We start from the raw sequence: 17,967 nt of genomic DNA on the forward strand, positions 1-17,967 counted from the left end.
GTACCCCTATATGACCGGCAGTTTTTCTTGTGCATGAAAAGCACATGAGCGGAGCACTTGCTTTTTTCTTTGGTTAAAATCTATTCACCTGTACATAATAAATGCAGAAACTATCAAGGTATTCGGTTAGGTGGTAGGTATTGATGTTCCGTAAAAAGAAAAGGAAAGCAGCCAATGAGCAAAATAAAGAAGAGAAGAACGGAATGATGAGTGAGGCTGTGACGCTTGATTTATTAAAACAGGCAACTGCGAAAATGGATGATGCTGAAATCGTGCAGAGGCAAACAAACAACGGTGCTTCTTTTACGCTTGTTTACATACAAACGCTGATCGACAAGGAGAGGCTGAACGAGGCCATTATTCAGCCACTTCTTCAGAGCAAGCATCAGCCGTTTATTCAGGGTATATCCACCTCCAGCGTTTTAAGAATCCATTCAATAGATGAAGCCAAAGAACACATGCTGTTTGGCGCTGTTCTCATCCATGATCAAGGGAATAATGAATGGTGGGTGGTAAAACTGGAGAATACGCTCAGCCGGGCGATCGAAAATTCAGAAACTGAGACGATAATGTATGGGCCCAAAGACAGCTTTACGGAAAGGATTGAGCAGAATGTGTTCATGATTCGGCGGCGTCTGCCCATTATTGAGCTAAAAGCAGAAAGGTTCCAGGCAGGTTCGAATACCAAAACCCAGGTTCAGATGCTGTATATAGAAGGAATTGCCAATCCCGATATCGTCGATATTGCACGGGAAAATATTTCGAAAGTGAACTTTGACATGATTTTGGAGTCCACCAATCTTGCCGCTTTTATGGATGATCATACGCACAGTTTGTTTCCACAGTTTATGCAGACGGACCGTCCGGACTCGTGTGTCTATTCACTGGGGCTTGGCAAGATCGTTATTTTGCTGAATGATACACCTTTTGCGCTGATCGCCCCCATTACCTTTTTTCATCTGTTTCAATCTCCGGAAGATTATGTTCATCGCTGGGTGATTGCGAGTTTTTTACGAACCCTTCGTTATTTAAGTTTTTTTATAGCCATCACTTTGATTCCTCTTTATGTGGCATTAACCACTCATCATTATCAGATGGTCCCGCTCCAGATTCTGTATGTACTCATGGAATCACGGACCAAACTGCCGTTCACCCCATTTTGGGAAGCACTGATCATGTTGGTTATCATTGAAATCATTAAAGAAGCGAGTTTACGGATGCCGACAAAAACGAGCCAGACCATTGGAGTTATTGGCGGCATTGTCATCGGGCAAGCTGCTGTTGAAGCGGGATTTGCCAGCAAGGTGCTGATTGTTCTTGTCGGAATCTCGGCGATTGCCTCCTTTTTAGTGCCAAATTATTTAGTCACAAAAGCAACCACCATCCTTCAATTTTTATTTCTTATTCTCGCCTCCTTTTTGGGGATTCTGGGGATTGCCTTTGGAATGATCCTCCTGCTCGCCCATCTGAATGGCCTTTCCTCCTTGAAACAGCCATTTTTTGCACCGGTTGCCCCGCTTCACTGGAGAGATTGGAACGATCTTTTTGTTCGTGCACCATTGCCGTGGGTTAAGCTGCGGCCGGAATATTTGAAGACCGTGAAAAAATGGCGGGTTTCAAAAGAGGAGGGGAGCGAATGAGCAGCAGATTTCGCTTGTTTGATAGAACTGCTGTTATGGGAAGTGGTTATATCTTTGCCATGGTGAACCGGATGCAAATGCTATACTTCGTATTAATATTGCCCAAACATTTGGTCCATCCTTATATGATTCTTGGGATCCTGGGAGTGGGTATTCTTTCGCAGATCAACCTTTTGATTTTGGCCAAATATTTAAAATCGGATTATTTTGTTCAAGGTTATAGCGGCTTTGTCCAATTATTTAGCGAAAAGCTCGTCCGAGTCTTTGCATTTCTCGGGATTTTCTTCATTTTAATGAAAGTGATCGTGACCACTTTAGGGTATGTCGAAATTGTCCACCAATTTATGTTTCCCTCGATGAAGACGAGCTGGCTTATTTTCTTCTTGATGGCATCCGGGTTTTATATCGCTTCCCAAGGGATGGAGAAAACCATTCGTTTTTCCATCATCGGTTTTTTGGCCAATATCTGGTTGATTCTTGTCTATATTCCATATTTTTTGCCGCCCATTGCCGAAACTCATCATTTGTATCCGTTGGTGCCGTGGGAGGTTTCACTTCAATCATGGTACGGATTGCTGCTGGTTTGGTCCGCTCTCTCCGGACCTGAATATTTGGTTTGCCTCGGCCCCTGGATCGGCCCTAAGGAAAAGATTTTAAGGGGAATGAGTATCGGCAATGCACTCTCAGTCTTTGAATACCTTGTTCTGTTTGTGGCGTGTCTTCTCTATTATGGTTCACCATATTTGGAGAAGATAAGTTTCCCGGTTGTGAACATGATCCGTTATCTGCAGTCACCTATTTGGGAAAGGGTTGATCTTATTTTTATTTCTCTAAACATGATCTATTTTCTCTATTTGATTGCCCTTTTTTTATTATGTTTGTATGGAGCAATAAGAATCGCGGCAGGGAGAATAAACATTCAGACGAATCGCAAGGGCTTTTTAGGAAGTATTATTGCCGTTTTTATCTGTATGCTGATCATTAATGGCTGGTACTGGAGGGAAGGAGAGGAATTAAATGTATGGGTAACACTGCAGCTATGGCTGGGGGCAATAACCTACCTTTTGGTTCCTTCTGCACTTGCCGTTGCCATTAAATGGAAGAGGAGGCAGTCTTAGATGAAGATTTTTTTGTCCATCCTTTGTATCCTCCTTGTTTTTTCAGGCTGTTCATCACCTTATGTTGAAAACAATACGGTTGAGGAGATTGCTCCAGTCACGTTTTGGTCCCTGAATCAAGGGGAAAGAGGCAAATTTAAAATAACGACCCTCGTTCCTCCGGTTACTAATGAGAAAAAAAGGCTGTTTACATTGAATGTGGATTTATTAAAGCAGGGGAAAAAAGAATTCAACCTGAAGTTTTATCGGGAATTGAAGTTTGGCCAACTTCGCATGCTGATCATTAATGAAAAACTGGCAAAAAAAGAAGTCATCTCGTTAATTGATACGATCCTCTCAGATCCTGATGTATCTCCGCGCCTTTTTCTGAACTTTTTCCCGTACATATGTTGTTCGTTATTTTTCTTCTTCGCTTTCAGTTCATCTAAATCCTTTTCCAATCGGACTTCTTTTTCTTTCAGCTCTTTTAATGATTGCTTTCTTTCTTCTTCTGAAAGATCCAATCCTTGAGTAAATAAGTTTAACAACTTTTTTCGCCCAGCTTTTACTTTTTTGATTTCTGATTTAAGCCGTTCAATTTCAATTTCTTCAAAGTCGGTAGGTTTTTCTTCCTCTTCTCTTTCGGTCGCAACTGCAATTTCTTCCGGCGCATTTAACCATTCTAATATCGTTTCCCATACTTCTTCATCTAATTTAGGTACATAAACTCTTCTTCCGCAACCTGGATTTTTCGCACCAGAAGTATTCTTTTTATCAGTATAAATAAAAACGGTCTGTCCCCAGTTCTTTGATTTAACACCAACCATCGTATTATTACAGTCTCCACAGCGTAATAGTCCACTTAACAAATATTCGTTCTTGGCTTTTTTGGCCCATCTCCGTCTTGACTCTGTTAATATACTTTGAGCATGATTAAATACCTCTTCTTCAATGATCGAAGGGCATTCGATTCGTATCCATTCCTCTTTTGGCCGGACTGTCATTGGAACACTATCTTCTTTGGACTTATACTTGTTTCCTAGCAATCCTTCTGTGTTCCAGCGGTTTTGATAAAATTCTCCCATTTACACTCTGTTAATCAATAATTGCCGAACGACCTGGCGATGACATACTTTAGCCCCCCCGTTTGGTAGGGATCCCTTTACTTGTTAAATATTTGGCTATACCATTAATGCCTTCCACCATTGAGTTCGGCTGGGTGAACAACTCAAAAATAAGGCGGACAATTTTGGCTTCTTCTTCATTAATGATGATTTTCCCTTGCTCTTTATCGTAATCATACCCATAAATTTGAAAGTTTCGCAAAACCTTGCCTTGCCGGGCTTTTTCTTTTCTTCACCGGCTCATCCGTTCATTTATTTTAGCTTTTTCAAATTCCGCGATAGCTCCACGCATACTATAGAAAAGGTTGCCCTCAGGAGTTTTTGTATATTCCCCATTTACAAAAACGAGCTTTACACCTCGTTTTTCAATTTCATCGGTAATAATGAGTTGATTCATTAACTTTCTGGAGAGTCTGTCTGGATACAAACAGATGACTTTAGTGATTAGTCCATCTTTAACATCATTGCGTAATTTAGTCAGTGCATGACGATCAAGTATTTCTCCTGAAACTCCTCGATCTATATATTCCATCACTTCATCCGTTTTTGCCTTCTTCCTGCATTCTTTGATCTGATCTTCCAAGCTGAAGCCTTTCTTTGCCTGCTCCTCCGTGCTTACCCTTGCATAGATCGCGATCATTGAGCTTCTCCCTTCTGTATTTATCTTTAAGGTAAGAGTAGTAAGAAAACCTTATTTTGTCAGTAGAGGTTCCTTCAATGATTTTGATATGCACCTTGCATCACCTCTTTAGAGGATATGCAATAATGGCTTGGTTACTTTCATGTGGCTGCCGAAAAAAATGATCTATAAATAAAAAATGACGCCTAAAAGGATCCTAAAACTTGCTATCCAATTGAATATCGCTACATGATCAAATTTTTCTTTTTAAGGTTAATTGGAGGACTGGTAAAGTAAAGGGGTTGCGTAAATAGTTCTTATAATAGGTATATTTGCAAAAACCATTTGAGTTTGTCATACAGGACCTGTATTATTTATATCCTTTATTAAGATGAATCGAACATTGCGGTTATAAAGGAGCATAAATATGATTCTCTCCAAATTTGTAGACGAACTTCCTATCCCCTCTATTTTAAAACCTCGATGGAAAGATTCCTTTCAGACTTATTATGAAGTGAAAATGACGGAATTTAAGCAATCACTCCATAGTGAGTTAAATGATACAACTGTTTGGTGTTATGAAGGCAGCTATCCAGGTCCTACAATTGAAGTAGAGAGTGGAGAAAGAGTATATATTAAATGGATCAACAATCTTCCTGATAAACACCTTTTGCCAATAGATTATACTGTGCATGGTGCCCATAGAGATGTACCGGATGTACGAACAGTAGTACACGTCCATGGTGCTAGTGTTGAATCGGATAGCGATGGCTATCCTGATGCATGGTTCACCAATGGATTTGCAAAAGTTGGTCCAAAATTTAAAAAGGAAGTATATCAGTACGATAATAACCAGAGATCTGTTACTCTATGGTACCATGATCATACGATTGGGATTACTAGACTCAATATATATGCGGGATTGGCAGGTTTTTATCTTATAAGAGATCAAAAGGAACGTTTATTGAATTTACCTAGCGGTAAATATGATATCCCTCTTATGATCCAAGACAGATCTTTTCATACAGACGGTTCATTATATTATCCAAACCAGCCACCAAAACCGATCAAAGAATTAAAAACATCCATCATCCATGAATTTTTTGGAAACACCATCCTTGTTAATGGAAAAGTATGGCCCTATTTAAATGTGGAACCACGAAAATACCGGTTTCGTCTTTTAAATGGATCTAATACCCGTTTTTACAGGATAAAACTTGATTCAGGACAATTCATTTATCAAATCGGGACGGATAGCGGATTAAAGGAATATCCGGTAGGGATCAAAGAAATCTTACTAGCTCCTGCAGAAAGAACAGATGTTATCATTGACTTTACGAATCTTGAAGGAAAGAACATTATCATGACAAATGATGCCACCTCACCTTTTCCAGATGGAGATTCAGCAAATTTGGTAAAGACAATAATGCAATTTAGAGTATCAATTCCACTCTCAAGTATTGATACGAGTGTTATTCCCCAGGACATGGAACCCATTCAAAAGCTAAATGAACAGATGGCTTCAAATGTAAGATACCTCACCTTAAATGATAATACGGATCAATATGGACGGGAATTCATGCTTTTGGATAATAAACGATGGGCTGCCCCCATAACCGAAAATCCTAAATTAGGATCAACCGAAATTTGGTATCTCATTAACTTAACGACGGATTCACATCCCATTCACATCCACTTGATTGGTTTCCAAGTATTAGACCGAAGACCTTTTGATGTTGACAAATATAATAAAGAAGGGGTCATCCATTATACCGGACCAATAATTCCCCCCGATCCCCAAGAACAAGGAGAAAAAGACACAGTAAGGGCTAATCCAGAGCAAGTAACACGAATTATCATGAAGTTTGGGCCGTATACAGGATTGTACGTTTGGCACTGTCATATATTGGAGCACGAGGATTACGAGATGATGAGACCGTATATAGTTATAAGATAATAGGAAAAACCCATTTGCTTTTGCAACTGGGTTTTTTCAAGTGGAGAATTACCAAGGGTGCGGATAGGTCGGATAGGTATACTACTTAAGATATAACGTCTTTTCTTATAGGATGTATTGGTCCCTATGGAACTGTAATAGGCTATTTTTTGTTAACAACCTTTTTCTTAACTCTTATAACTTAGAATCGTTTTCAAATTTTTCTTTTTTCCATAAGCTTAAAGAGATAGTACCAGAAGGCCAGGTGACATGCTCAGAGTCATCACAGACAGCCAACAGGCAGGTCAATCTTACGGGACTGAATTTGGTAGGAACTAATATTCAACAAGTTCGTCAGCAGAACCAACAGTCTCAACAACGTAAGAGCCAACAAGGACATCAAGGCCAACAACAATAACCTCAATAAAAGAATGCTCCCTAATCACTAGGGAGCATTTTTGGTGGTTTATCATAAGGTGCTACGTTTTGCACGCCATTTGAAACCCAACCGATTTTTACTTTAAATGAAGTAAAATGGTTCTACTTAAAGTATACTTCTAAACTAATTGGGAAATCTAGTAAGAATGTGACCTGACAGCAGTGTTCTAATTTTTTAAGAAAGAGGGGAATTTATTGTTACAACTGAAAGAGTTATTTTCAGATCTTCAAAACCAAACTGAAAAAGCATTAAAGGAAATAGAAAATTCTGATCACTCGATTGCGATTTTACTTCAAACTATTTTGAAAGAGCAATTAGACATGGTTAAAAAGCTAATGCTAGAGCTTTCTAATGATGGGGCCGAACTAAAGAACATGACAGAATTTCTGACAATTATTTATCATGATAATGAAATAGCCAACCCTACTTTTCGAGCATGGAAAAGAGCGGTTGAATGGATGAGCCTTCCCTACCTGGAATCAGTGAGAAATTTGGAGCCTTTGTTCCAGGAGATTAAGACCAACCTCGAACACTCAGCTGCCGAATTGGAAAAGATATATGGAGCTAAGCAAACGAAGTATATCATTCCTTCTTTTTACATATCTTTCCTTCGCTAACAGGAAGATCTTTTTTCTCACAACTAATATCCAAGGAGGAAGTTTAATGTCCTGGGAAACTGAAAGAACCGATATAAATGTTTACAGCCAGGGAGATGTTGATAAGTGGGTATACAGTACCTGTAACATATGCTCAATTGGCTGTGGCTGCTATATTGCTGTGAAAGATGAGAAGATAGTTGGAATTAAGGGGAACAGTGCCCATCCCATTAACAGGGGCAGACTTGGCCCCAAAGGGGAAAATCAGTGGTATGCCAATAATAGCCCGGACCGTCTGTTAACTCCCATGATCCGTGATTCTTCCGGTAAGTTGGTTCCTGCTACATGGGATGAGGCGATGGATTTAATTGTAAAAAAAGCGACCGAGTCCCTAAAGCAGAAAGGGGCAAATAGCGTTGCCATTTATTCAACCGGTCAAGCTTTTTTAGAGGATTACTACACAATTGCAAAAATCGGCAGAGCCGGCCTTCAAACTCACTTACTGGATGCCAATACCCGGCTTTGTACAGCTACCACTGAATTTTGCCTGCTTCAATCATTTGGGGCGGATGGCAGCCCGGCTTCCTTTGATGACATCGATGAAACTGAAACGCTCATGCTGTTTGGTCATAATGTAGCGGAAACGGGTACAGTACTGTTTGAACGGATTATGGAGCGTAAGAAAAAAACTGGAAAACCGTTCATCATCACGGTTGATCCCAGAAGAACCCTCACGGCAAAGGCAGCGGATATTCATCTTCAGCTTTATCCTGGAACAAATGTAGCTCTTTTAAATGGAATTGTTCATTTGATTTTAAAAAATGGCTGGATTGATCAAAGTTTTATTGATAACCATACAATCGGGTTTCAAGAAATGGCGGAATCGGTAAAATATTGGACCCCGGAGAAAACGTCAGAAGTAACGGGGGTACCTATCGACATTCTCCTGCTTGTGGCAGCCCATCTGGGGAAAACTCCATCACTTATCACCACCACTCTGCAGGGAGTCTATCAAAGCGCTGACGCTACAACAGCTTGTGTAGCCATTAATAATATGCATTTGATAAGAGGATTAATTGGCAAGCCAGGCTCCGGACCATTCCATATGGCAGGACAGCCGAGTTCATCCGCCAACCGGTCTGCAGGAGGAGTGGGAACTTTTCCAGCACAGCGGAATTCGGCCAATCCGTCACATATACAAGAGATAGCAAGGCTATGGAATATGGATGAAGCGAAACTTCCGGTTGGTCCGGAAAAAGGGATTGAGGAACAAATTGATATGATGGAAATGGGCCAAATCGGGTTCTTTTGGAATATTGGCACCAACCCCATGGTTTCTCTTCCGAATAGACGGCGAGCCAAAGCAGCATTTGAAAAAACATTCGTTGTAGTGCAGGATCCATTTTTAACTGAGACGGCGACCGTTGCGGATGTTGTTCTGCCAACTGCTATATGGGGAGAAAAAGAGGGAGTTATGGAGAATACAGATCGAACGATTAATTTATTAAGAAAAGCCGTAAACCCTCCGGAAGGAGTAAGAACTGATTTTGAAATTTTGTTGGATTTTGCAAAACGGATGGGCTTAAAGGATCGTGATGGAAATCCGTTAATTTCTTACACAACAACAGAAGAATGCTTTGAAGAGTGGAAAAATGTCTCTCGTGGCCGTCCTTGTGATATGAGCGGGATAACTTACGATAAGTTAGAAAAATATAACGGACTTCGCTGGCCTGTAAATGAAGAGCATCCTGAGGGTACAACTCGATTATATACTGATTTTAAATTTCCTACAGAAACAGAATATACCCAGAGTTTTACGAAACATCAATTTACAGGACGCCCTTTAACAAAAATAGAGTATGAAAAGAAAAATCCAAATGGTCGGGCTATCCTTTATCCAATCACCTATTTGCCACCTGCTGAACAGCCGTCAAAAGAGTATCCTATGTGGCTGACGACAGGACGACTTGTTTGGCATTGGCATACAAGGACAAAAACGGCTCGATCACCTCACTTGCATGTAGCTGCTCCTCGAGGTTATGTGGAAATCAATGAGGCAGATGCAGAGTTACTTTCTCTTCTTCCCGGAGAATTGATACGTATCTCATCCCCTCGTGGATGGATTGAGGTTCCTGCCAGAATTGGAAATGTGGTACAAAAAGGATTAGTGTTTGTTCCATTTCATTTTGGCAGTTGGGAAGGACGGGAAGCCGTAAATGAGTTAACAGCGGATTTTACCGATCCCCTATCCAAACAGCCAACATTTAAGCAATCAGCATGTAAAATCGAAAAGTTGCGGACCCAGCATATCGTTACTGAAGAAGACACTTTACAATCTCTGGCTCATCAATATGGCATATCTGTTGAAAACTTACAAACAGCCAACGCATTAATTTCACCCTACGATATTCAAATTGGAAAGATACTTGAGGTACCGGCATCAACCATAAACGTACCGATACCACCGTATTTACCAGAGTTGAAGGATGGCTCGTTTTAAAAAAGGGATTTTTAACTTTGTAAATAAAAAAGAACTTCTATGAAAGATTTTTCCCTTTTTATTTCTTCCCAGGGTTCTAATTTAATTTTCAAAAAAGCCCTCAGATTTGAATCGTCTGAGGGCCTATGGAATGTATTATTATAATTATCTTCAAAATAAAAGTTAATAGTATAACAGCGGAAAAAGAAGGCGGGCACATTGAATGATTTACAAGACTTTGTTGAGAAACGTGCCCGAATTCTTCAAGAGAGACCACTGGTTATACAAGTATATGCGTGACAATGATCATGACGGCCTGGTCGGAGAATAGAAAAAAAGCTACCACTGGTAGCTTTTTTCGTTAGCACCTATTTCTGTATTCTCGGATGGCCTTGAGGATCGAATCCCAGGTTGTGTGACCGTATACGGTATCAACCCTGTGTTCATTGGAGATAGAAATTACTCAAAAATATTTATCGCATTGGCATAAGATACGTGAAAAATGGACTGGTTGTGGCAAGAGAGTTAGCGTGCCCTTTTGTGTATTATTGTCATAAGATTCACTTTAATTACATTTCCATCAATTACCTAATTACATTTCTATTTTAAAGCACTACAATGACAATTGGTGATCACTAAATGTTTATTTCTCCTATGTTATTGCACAAATCCAATGAACCCTTTGACGATCCTGATTACATATCAGAATTAAAGTTAGATGGAATCCGTTTGATTGTTTCAAAGATGGACGATCAAATGAAACTATATACACGACATCATAACGATGTAACCGCGCTTTTTCCTGAACTGCATTCGATCGACATTCCATACGGAACGATCCTCGATGGAGAGATCATCGTTACGGATCAGAAAGGATGCCCGGACTTTGATGCCATGATGGAACGATTTCAATCCAGACGATCCGAACATCACGTAACCTTCTGCGCGTTTGATATCCTTTACTATGATCATGATTCGGTGATGTATCTGCCGTTGATCGAACGGAAAGAACTCCTGAAGCGAATCCTGCCGCAACATCCTCACGCCGCCTATGTCCAACATATCGTCGGAAGAGGATTAGACTATTTCGCCCTGGTCAAAGAGAAAGATTAGAAGGAATCGTATTGAAGAAATCAAAATCCCTCTATAATGCTGATGCACGATCGAAAAACTGGCTGAAGGTGATCAACTATCAATACGAACCCGTTTACTTTACCGGGATTCGAAAAAATGAATTTGGTGTACTTCTATCCTTTGAAAACGGATCGCCCGCCGGATTAATGGAATTCATGAAACCCGCCGATCGAATGGAACTTTATTCACGATACCGCGACCACATATCTGGCCAGAATGATAATTACTTCTTTCTGAGACCAAAAATAAAAGGACTCGTTAAATACCGAAACCTCACGAAAGCCGGTAAATTACGAACCCCATCCTTTGAACATTGGATCGATTAGGTGAGCCCTTGTCTCTCTTTTCGTTTAGGCCGAGATAAAGGAAGATATAGCCGTATTTGTATCTTTGTATAACTAAATTGATGTAAACATTCTTTATGAAAAAGAATTTAAAAAAGAGCCCATTAATGGACTCTTTTTTCTGTTGCTCCACCAAGAAAAGTTAGGAGTTGAATAATCGGGCTTGTCTTTATGATGCCCTGTGTTGAATAAAATATACCCCGTTCTTTTCTAACAAAAAAAGAACAAAAAAGAGCCCGGTGTGATAGACTCTTTTTTCTGTTTGCTCTCAACCTTGAAAGGGGTGAATAAGAGGGCATGTCTTATAATGATTCCCTGTGATGAATAAATAATACCCCGTAACCCATTAAAAAAAGAGTCCGATGCGGCGGACTCTTTTTCTGTACGCTCCGCTAAGAAATTCCAGGACAGAATAGGGGGCATGTCTTTATGGTACCCTGTGATTTATAAAAGAATACATCCTTTTTTGCACAAAAAAAGAACACCTTGGCAACCCAACCTATATGTTCTGATCCGCAATTACATTCTATCCTAATACTCAAGTAAACAAAAAAATGTTTTATTTAGTATGTAAAAAGAGCCCTTAAAACGGACTCTTTCGGTGCAACAAAAAATGAGAGAAAAGGGGTCTGTGAACGTCGTCTTTATTCTTGTTCCCAAAAATGCTGAGAAAATAACCGCTTTTTTTGCTATTATGTGCTTCTCTCGCGTTCTCTGTGACAATTCGTTAGGTGTATAACTACCTTACTAATTTGAATTCTCGCGACGATCCCCTGCTCTTAAAACAAATGCTCGAATGAGACCATAAAAGAAAATTAAAAAGAAAAACATTACACCCAAAAATCCAGCAATCATATTTAACGTTAACATGGGCGATCAACCTCCGCCCTTATTGTTTACTTTATATCTTTTTTTTATTAAGCTTTCTCGTCCTTCTCTTTATCTTCTTTATCTTTCAGGGATCTTTTAAAGTCACCGGCAATGTAATCCCGACCCCCTATATAAAAAATGTGTTTCTTTTCCAAATATACCAAAAAACACTGGTTATAGGTGGAAACACAAAACGGTATATAACATTTATACTGTTCTCGACAATTACAAACAGTGTATATTAAATAATTTAGATTACAAAAATCAGCAAAATCTTCTTGATTGGATTACCACTCATACAGATTACATCGCAAAAGAAAGCACATTTAACTCTGAAACCGATACATTAAAATATGATCCGGGCGTCATACTATCTGTAGATTTAGGCTATAATGCGAAATCCGAATACGGCGGTAGACATTACTGCGTTGTTGAAGAAGATAATCACAAAAGAGCAAACACTGAAATGGTGATTCCTTTAGGTTCAGTAAAGCCAGGTGCAACTGTAAACCGAAACGATATAGACTTAGGGGTTATCAAAGAAATAAACGATTTAATAGGCGAAATTGGAGTAAAAAGTATCGCAAAAATAAGTGGCATGCGTGAAAAGGTACTGATAACCAGCTGCTGTATAATGCTCTTCAATTACTAAGTCAGATTCAAGATATTCAGATGAATTCCAACACTTAAACCAAAATAGGTCTAGGACACTGCGACACCGTCCTAGACCTATTAACCTAAGAAGATCCCTTTCTATGAGGCTATGACACCAGGATGAGTTCTCCCGATGCCTCATTTTTTATATTCTATTCCTCGTAATTAAATAAGACTTCCCATGTTTCCCGGCCAACGATCCCATCCACTCTAAGGTGATGCTTTTTTTGAAAACCTTTTACTCTCACTTCTGTTTTCGGTCCAAAGATGCCATCAATTTTAATCGAACCCCCCGCATCGTTTAAGCGTGCCTGAATCCTTGTTACATCCTGGCCTCGGTCACCCAGCTTAATGACGTGTCCAGGATAAGGCACTGGCGTGTGATATAGAGCATGCCATGTGGAAGGACCTACAAGACCATCCGCCTTTAAGTAACGATAGTATTGAAACTGCTTCACTTTCTTAAGAGTCACATTACCAAAGATTCCATCCACCGTAATCGGTATCCGATTCTTGTTTAGCTGTGTTTGTACTTTTCTAACATCAGATCCACGGTCCCCGTATTTAATGACATGGCCGGGATAAGGATCTGCCACGCTCATTTTTTCTGATTTCACCTCGGAGCTAGCGTTCGCCGCGGCTGGGAGTAAAGCTTGCAGTGCAAGAAATCCTGCTGCTGAAAAACAGATCAACGATTTTTTCATGCTCATACACTTTTGCCTCCTTACAAATATTTGTAAAAAATACAACAATTTCACTTTACACCCGAATTCTTGTACATAGCAACCCATAAAATAAAAATGCATATAAAGATACCCCTCTTCTCTCCTCAATCAGGAATGTTCAAGCACGGTCTACTTACAATCAACAAGTTTCTACAGAAAAAATAAACCACATTAATTCCACTATAATCCCTCCTATTGTTAACCATTTTACGGTAACGGTTCAAACCCGTTCGTTGACTTGGAATCGTACCATTACAAACTCCGTATATTGCAGCCAGCAGGATTTAGCCTTGATATGAAAAAGAAACTTGCTGATTAGACCGGTTTTTCTTTTATATCTTAAAAAACTAATTATTGAGAATATGCTGAATTTATGTTATAATACATTTAAAGAATGGCCTCTTACCTTCTTGCCCTAAGTCTAAGATTTCATATGAAACTAAGTTCTTCGATAAAAGATTTTTTAAAGCCTCGCATTTTTGCGAGGCTTTTTCATATGTTATTTACACTACTAATCTAATAGGAATGATAAAAATATTTATTAAGGAGTGTAAATATGGAGACATTACCATGTCAAGGTTGTAAAGGGTTATGTTGCGGTCCTGTTCCTGTCAGTGTAGGCGAAGTTAAGATTATAAAAAAGAAAATAAAATCCATGCCTATTAAAGTACGTTTAGATTTAGAGAATCAAAGCAGATATTATGGAACATGTATTTTTTATGATTTAGATAAAGATAGATGTGGCATACACTCCGTAAGACCGGAAATTTGCCGTAAGTTTGGATATTACAAAGAATTGGTTTGTTTTCGAAAACCAGAGTTAGCAACAAAGAGCTTAAATAAATTTGTTGAAGGAAAGCATGCAGAAATTTTAACGGTGGATATTACCTGGGAAGACTTTAGATAGGGGGATATATCAATGAAAAAACGAGCACTTGGTGAAAACGGTCCTTTGGTTTCTGAGATTGGTCTTGGTTGTATGGGGATGTCATGGCTATATGGTAAAACAGATCGAAACGAAAGTATTGCAACAATCCATGCGGCACTTGAGGAAGGCATTACACTCTTTGATACAGGGGATTTCTATGGGGATGGACACAATGAATTACTTCTAAGTGAAGCTTTACAAGGAATCCAGAGGGAAAAAGCATTCATTTCAGTAAAATTCGATGGTAAACTACACTCACAAGGCAAGAGTTATCGGGAGAATGACAACCACCCTCATACAATAAAGAATTTCCTTGAGGATACCTTAATTCGCTTAGGTGCTGAATACATCGATCTTTATCAACCAGGCACAGCCTGCCTAGATCCCACCGTTCCAATTGAAGAAACGGTTGGTGCGATTTCGGATATGGTCAAAAAGGGATATGTGCGTTACATTGGTCTTTCTGAAGTAGGAGTGGATATAATTCGCCGGGCACATGCATCACATCCAATTAGTTGGCTGCAAATGGAATACTCATTATTTAATAGGAGCATTGAATCAAATATTTTGCCAACTCTAAGGGAATTAGGCATTTCGCTATCGGCTTATGGTGTCCTATCCAGAGGTTTGTTGAGTGGTAAATGGTCAAAAGATCGGGTGTTAGATTTGGATGATAAACGCAGAAATGGTCCGCGGTTTGCCAATGAAAATATTGAAAAGAATTTAGCTCTTGTAGAGGCATTGCATGAAATTGCTGAAGAAAAGCAAGTAACCATCGCACAGATCTCCATTGCATGGGCTTTATCTAAGGGTGAGGATGTTATCCCATTGATTGGTGCTAGAAAGCAATCACAACTTCATGATGCAATCGGGGCAGTCGAGCTGAATTTAAGTTCATCTGACCTTTTACGAATTGAAAAAGCCGTACCGCCAGAACTTGTCGCCGGTGAATATTACCCAATACCACGAAAAAAATGGTTCATTTAACAAAATTCACCAAAATATAAGAGACCTGCAGTCAGTCACAGGCCTTCTTGGAAAAACCGCTCTTATTCTTAGAGCTTTACACGATCTCTGTAAGGGAGATCAGATTTTTTGTGTCTTTGAGACTCCCTACAAGAAGGTCGAATCTACAAGACGTTAATCACACCTCACCACAGTAATAAGTCGGCATAGCTGCCATGCTCTCCGTTCCCTCTTTAAGTATTTGACTACTCAAACGGAAAATGAAGAAGGCGAACCATTATCAAACTGGAATCAGGTTTCATATGAACGGCAAAGCAAGCTATAATGATTTTGAAGGACGGAAAGTCCTTCTTCCGCCGAAATGCTGGCTGTCAGTTTAATTTCTTCTAGATTATGATTGGAGACATCTACATCTTTACCTTGCCGTTTTTCATCAAAGAGATTAGTTTTTGGGCGCATCTTTTCCCATCCAACGGGTTGTGTATCCAATAACCTATTTTTGTACTCAAGAAACGGTATTTATGCACAATTTTAATTTTGTTTTCACTATTGCTTTTGTTTACAAAAGCATTAGCCACGACCTTCCATGTCCACATTAAAATAGACTCTCCGAAAAAATCGATTAATTCCTTCTACTTTTATTTTGCACTGCAAGCTCAGTCGCCTCCACTTTTCATTTGCTGTTTCCTTTTATCTTTGTATTTCTGAAAGCTCCATATCATCACTGCCACCCAGCATCCACTAGCGGTAAAACCTCCAAGAACATCGCTTGGATAGTGAACGCCAAGATAAATCCTGCTTAAACCGATAAGAAGGATCATAAAAACGCTAAATAGTACCAAAGCTGTCCTTCCTGCTCTTGAGCGAATATGCCTCCAAAGGAGAAAAGCAAGAATTCCATACAAAGAAAAAGCATTCATGGAATGTCCACTCGGAAAACTGAATCCCCCGATGTCTATTAGCCTGTGGTATTCAGGGCGTACCCGATGAAAAAATCGTTTTAACAACTCATTAAACAGTGGGCTGCCCACCAATACAATCATGAAGACGATCAGCTCCGCCTTTTGTTTGTACAGTTTAAACAAGAGAAGAAGGATTAACACACTGATAACAAGGACCACGGGAAATGATCCTATAAAGGTAAAAAATCTCATGACGGTTGTGAAGAGTGGAGACTCAAATCCCTGGACAAAGCTGATAATTGCCATGTCAGCAGGGAAAACGGCATTGCTCATTACCAGAAATGCAAGCAGACTGAACCCTGCTGCAAAAAGAAGGATAAGAACAATGGCAGGGTCTATTTTTTTTCGTGAAAAATTATGCATGCATGTCTCCTCCTCTCCACCTTTTTCCTGAAAACAAAATTCCTCTGTCCAAGGTAGTTGAATAGTGTATAAAGAACAGTCCCAGCCAAAACAGAAACATCTTTTTGAAAGAGGGAAGGAAGGAAATGAACCGTGTTCGCCAAGAAGTCAGCTGTCTCCCTGCCTAATGAGTAAGCTGCATAATAGCAAACAAAAATGACTGCCACAAATCGGATCGAACTGCTCCCCATCTTTTCACTGCTTCTAAAGGTAAACGTACGGTTCAGAAAATAGCTTACCAATGCCCCGGCTGCATTACCCAAAAAAGTTGCCGGCCAATATCCCAACCCTCCCCAATGAAGCAATATATAAATGGAAGATAGTCCAACTGCAGTATTTGCCACCCCTACTAATAGGAAGCGAAAAAAAGAATGGTTAATCATTTCGCGTTCCTTCAAGATGAACGGACGGGAAAACAGTGTTTTTCTTGGTATATTTATCGATTTCAATGGCATATTTTGGCCGTCTTTTTACTTCCGTGAAGATTTTCCCAATATATTCCCCTAACAGGCCAATTCCGAGGAGCTGCAGACCACCGATGAGCCAAATCGAAATAATCAGTGAGGTCCAGCCGGATTCCGTATGGCCCAACGCCTTCCTCTCCTTCCGTTCATAAGCAACGGTTTAAGATGGAAGTCCAATAAGAGGAACCAAGCCGCGAAGGAAAAGATTTTGTTCTTTATAGTTGGATAATTCATGTAAGGCTCTGGAACACATTAGACGGAAGTGCGCATGGTACTCGACCAGATCAATCCCAATTTTATTCATAAAACGGTAAAATCCCAATGCTGTGAGCCGTTTGAAAAACGTATCTGTATCTCTTTTGCTTCTTACGCCGTATACAATTTCATTGCCCAACATGTACTTTTTAATCATCTTCGGATTGTCGTTGATATCATCCTGACGGCATCAATCGATATCACACAGTCTCCCTGATCCTTGGCGACCATTAAACCAGCGTACTGATGAACGCGCAATACACTGAACAAATATGCTGGAATTTAATTTGAAAAATATTAACATCTAAATTACCGACGGTCGTGAGCCCTTAC

14 protein-coding genes and 3 pseudogenes are annotated in these 17,967 nt (G+C 39.7%); 9 read left to right on the forward strand and 8 right to left on the reverse strand.

The annotated features are described in order from the left end of the window. Positions 1–143 precede the first annotated feature (143 nt). From QNH15_RS19595 to QNH15_RS26325, 3 genes are read left to right on the forward strand one after another with little or no spacing between them, the layout of a single operon-like run. Entirely contained in the window at positions 144–1,640 is a 1,497-nt protein-coding gene (locus QNH15_RS19595) for a spore germination protein (protein WP_283889828.1), read from the forward strand. Continuing rightward, on the forward strand, positions 1,637–2,758 hold the full coding sequence (locus QNH15_RS19600; RefSeq protein ID WP_283889830.1) for a GerAB/ArcD/ProY family transporter: 1,122 nt from the start codon (positions 1,637–1,639) through the stop codon (positions 2,756–2,758). The genes QNH15_RS19595 and QNH15_RS19600 overlap by 4 nt, the downstream gene beginning before the upstream one ends. Further along, positions 2,759–3,268: a Ger(x)C family spore germination protein gene (locus QNH15_RS26325; protein WP_488259957.1), complete on the forward strand. Its 510-nt coding sequence runs from the start codon at positions 2,759–2,761 to the stop codon at positions 3,266–3,268. 215 nt (positions 3,269–3,483) lie between these two features. Here QNH15_RS26325 and QNH15_RS26330 read toward each other — a convergent pair. From QNH15_RS26330 to QNH15_RS19615, 3 genes and pseudogenes are all read right to left on the reverse strand, one after another. Continuing rightward, a pseudogene (locus QNH15_RS26330) lies at positions 3,484–3,822 on the reverse strand (recombinase zinc ribbon domain-containing protein); the annotation flags it as partial. A 49-nt stretch (positions 3,823–3,871) separates the two neighbouring features. Next, positions 3,872–4,063, reverse strand: a complete 192-nt coding sequence (locus tag QNH15_RS19610) for a recombinase family protein (RefSeq protein WP_283889834.1) — start codon at positions 4,061–4,063, stop codon at positions 3,872–3,874. A gap of 30 nt (positions 4,064–4,093) precedes the next feature. Then, positions 4,094–4,501 (reverse strand): recombinase family protein, encoded by a 408-nt coding sequence (locus QNH15_RS19615; protein WP_283889836.1) that lies wholly within the window; start codon positions 4,499–4,501, stop codon positions 4,094–4,096. A 406-nt stretch (positions 4,502–4,907) separates the two neighbouring features. Between QNH15_RS19615 and QNH15_RS19620 the strand changes: the two genes are divergently transcribed. The 4 genes and pseudogenes from QNH15_RS19620 (at position 4,908) to QNH15_RS19635 (ending at position 11,390) form a co-directional block, all read left to right on the forward strand. Beyond that, positions 4,908–6,437 (forward strand): multicopper oxidase family protein, encoded by a 1,530-nt coding sequence (locus QNH15_RS19620; RefSeq protein ID WP_283889838.1) that lies wholly within the window; start codon positions 4,908–4,910, stop codon positions 6,435–6,437. A gap of 612 nt (positions 6,438–7,049) precedes the next feature. Then, on the forward strand, positions 7,050–7,472 hold the full coding sequence (locus QNH15_RS19625) for a hypothetical protein (RefSeq protein WP_283889840.1): 423 nt from the start codon (positions 7,050–7,052) through the stop codon (positions 7,470–7,472). Between the two features lie 46 nt (positions 7,473–7,518). Continuing rightward, complete coding sequence (locus tag QNH15_RS19630) at positions 7,519–9,951, forward strand: molybdopterin-dependent oxidoreductase (RefSeq protein WP_283889842.1); 2,433 nt, start codon at positions 7,519–7,521, stop codon at positions 9,949–9,951. 618 nt (positions 9,952–10,569) lie between these two features. After that, a pseudogene (locus tag QNH15_RS19635) lies at positions 10,570–11,390 on the forward strand (ATP-dependent DNA ligase). A 1,694-nt stretch (positions 11,391–13,084) separates the two neighbouring features. Here QNH15_RS19635 and QNH15_RS19640 read toward each other — a convergent pair. After that, positions 13,085–13,642, reverse strand: a complete 558-nt coding sequence (locus tag QNH15_RS19640) for a peptidoglycan-binding domain-containing protein (RefSeq protein ID WP_283889843.1) — start codon at positions 13,640–13,642, stop codon at positions 13,085–13,087. 571 nt (positions 13,643–14,213) lie between these two features. On the opposite strand from QNH15_RS19640, the gene QNH15_RS19645 reads away from it, so the two are divergent. Further along, complete coding sequence (locus QNH15_RS19645; protein ID WP_283889845.1) at positions 14,214–14,564, forward strand: YkgJ family cysteine cluster protein; 351 nt, start codon at positions 14,214–14,216, stop codon at positions 14,562–14,564. A gap of 12 nt (positions 14,565–14,576) precedes the next feature. After that, positions 14,577–15,572, forward strand: a complete 996-nt coding sequence (locus QNH15_RS19650) for an aldo/keto reductase (RefSeq protein WP_283889847.1) — start codon at positions 14,577–14,579, stop codon at positions 15,570–15,572. 270 nt (positions 15,573–15,842) lie between these two features. Here the strand turns inward: QNH15_RS19650 and QNH15_RS19655 are convergent, their stop codons facing one another. The 4 genes and pseudogenes from QNH15_RS19655 to QNH15_RS19670 form a co-directional block, all read right to left on the reverse strand. Next, positions 15,843–16,010, reverse strand: coding sequence for a hypothetical protein (locus QNH15_RS19655; RefSeq protein WP_283889849.1), 168 nt, complete (start codon positions 16,008–16,010; stop codon positions 15,843–15,845). A 197-nt stretch (positions 16,011–16,207) separates the two neighbouring features. After that, on the reverse strand, positions 16,208–16,876 hold the full coding sequence (locus tag QNH15_RS19660; RefSeq protein WP_283889851.1) for a phosphatase PAP2 family protein: 669 nt from the start codon (positions 16,874–16,876) through the stop codon (positions 16,208–16,210). After that, positions 16,849–17,298 (reverse strand): GtrA family protein, encoded by a 450-nt coding sequence (locus QNH15_RS19665; protein WP_347343346.1) that lies wholly within the window; start codon positions 17,296–17,298, stop codon positions 16,849–16,851. Before QNH15_RS19665 ends, QNH15_RS19660 begins: the two co-directional genes overlap by 28 nt. Beyond that, positions 17,291–17,874 (reverse strand): annotated as a pseudogene (locus tag QNH15_RS19670) (glycosyltransferase family protein); the annotation flags it as partial. The gene QNH15_RS19665 and the pseudogene QNH15_RS19670, both read right to left, overlap by 8 nt. Positions 17,875–17,967 lie beyond the last annotated feature (93 nt).

Origin of the sequence: Fictibacillus enclensis, from assembly GCF_030123385.1 — a bacterium.
GTDB classification, from domain to species: Bacteria; Bacillota; Bacilli; order Bacillales; family Fictibacillaceae; genus Fictibacillus_C; species Fictibacillus_C enclensis.

Bases quoted from the DNA above. Each gene is read 5' to 3' on its own strand.
- QNH15_RS19600 (WP_283889830.1), top strand. From the start codon at position 1,637: ATGAGCAGCAGATTTCGCTTGTTTGATAGAACTGCTGTTATGGGAAGT.
- QNH15_RS19650 (WP_283889847.1), top strand. From the start codon at position 14,577: ATGAAAAAACGAGCACTTGGTGAAAACGGTCCTTTGGTTTCTGAGATT.
- QNH15_RS19645 (WP_283889845.1), top strand. From the start codon at position 14,214: ATGGAGACATTACCATGTCAAGGTTGTAAAGGGTTATGTTGCGGTCCT.
- QNH15_RS19660 (WP_283889851.1), bottom strand. From the start codon at position 16,876: ATGCATAATTTTTCACGAAAAAAAATAGACCCTGCCATTGTTCTTATC.
- QNH15_RS19595 (WP_283889828.1), top strand. From the start codon at position 144: ATGTTCCGTAAAAAGAAAAGGAAAGCAGCCAATGAGCAAAATAAAGAA.
- QNH15_RS19620 (WP_283889838.1), top strand. From the start codon at position 4,908: ATGATTCTCTCCAAATTTGTAGACGAACTTCCTATCCCCTCTATTTTA.
- QNH15_RS19630 (WP_283889842.1), top strand. From the start codon at position 7,519: ATGTCCTGGGAAACTGAAAGAACCGATATAAATGTTTACAGCCAGGGA.
- QNH15_RS19640 (WP_283889843.1), bottom strand. From the start codon at position 13,642: ATGAGCATGAAAAAATCGTTGATCTGTTTTTCAGCAGCAGGATTTCTT.
- QNH15_RS19655 (WP_283889849.1), bottom strand. From the start codon at position 16,010: ATGCGCCCAAAAACTAATCTCTTTGATGAAAAACGGCAAGGTAAAGAT.
- QNH15_RS19615 (WP_283889836.1), bottom strand. From the start codon at position 4,501: ATGATCGCGATCTATGCAAGGGTAAGCACGGAGGAGCAGGCAAAGAAA.
- QNH15_RS26325 (WP_488259957.1), top strand. From the start codon at position 2,759: ATGAAGATTTTTTTGTCCATCCTTTGTATCCTCCTTGTTTTTTCAGGC.
- QNH15_RS19665 (WP_347343346.1), bottom strand. From the start codon at position 17,298: ATGATTAACCATTCTTTTTTTCGCTTCCTATTAGTAGGGGTGGCAAAT.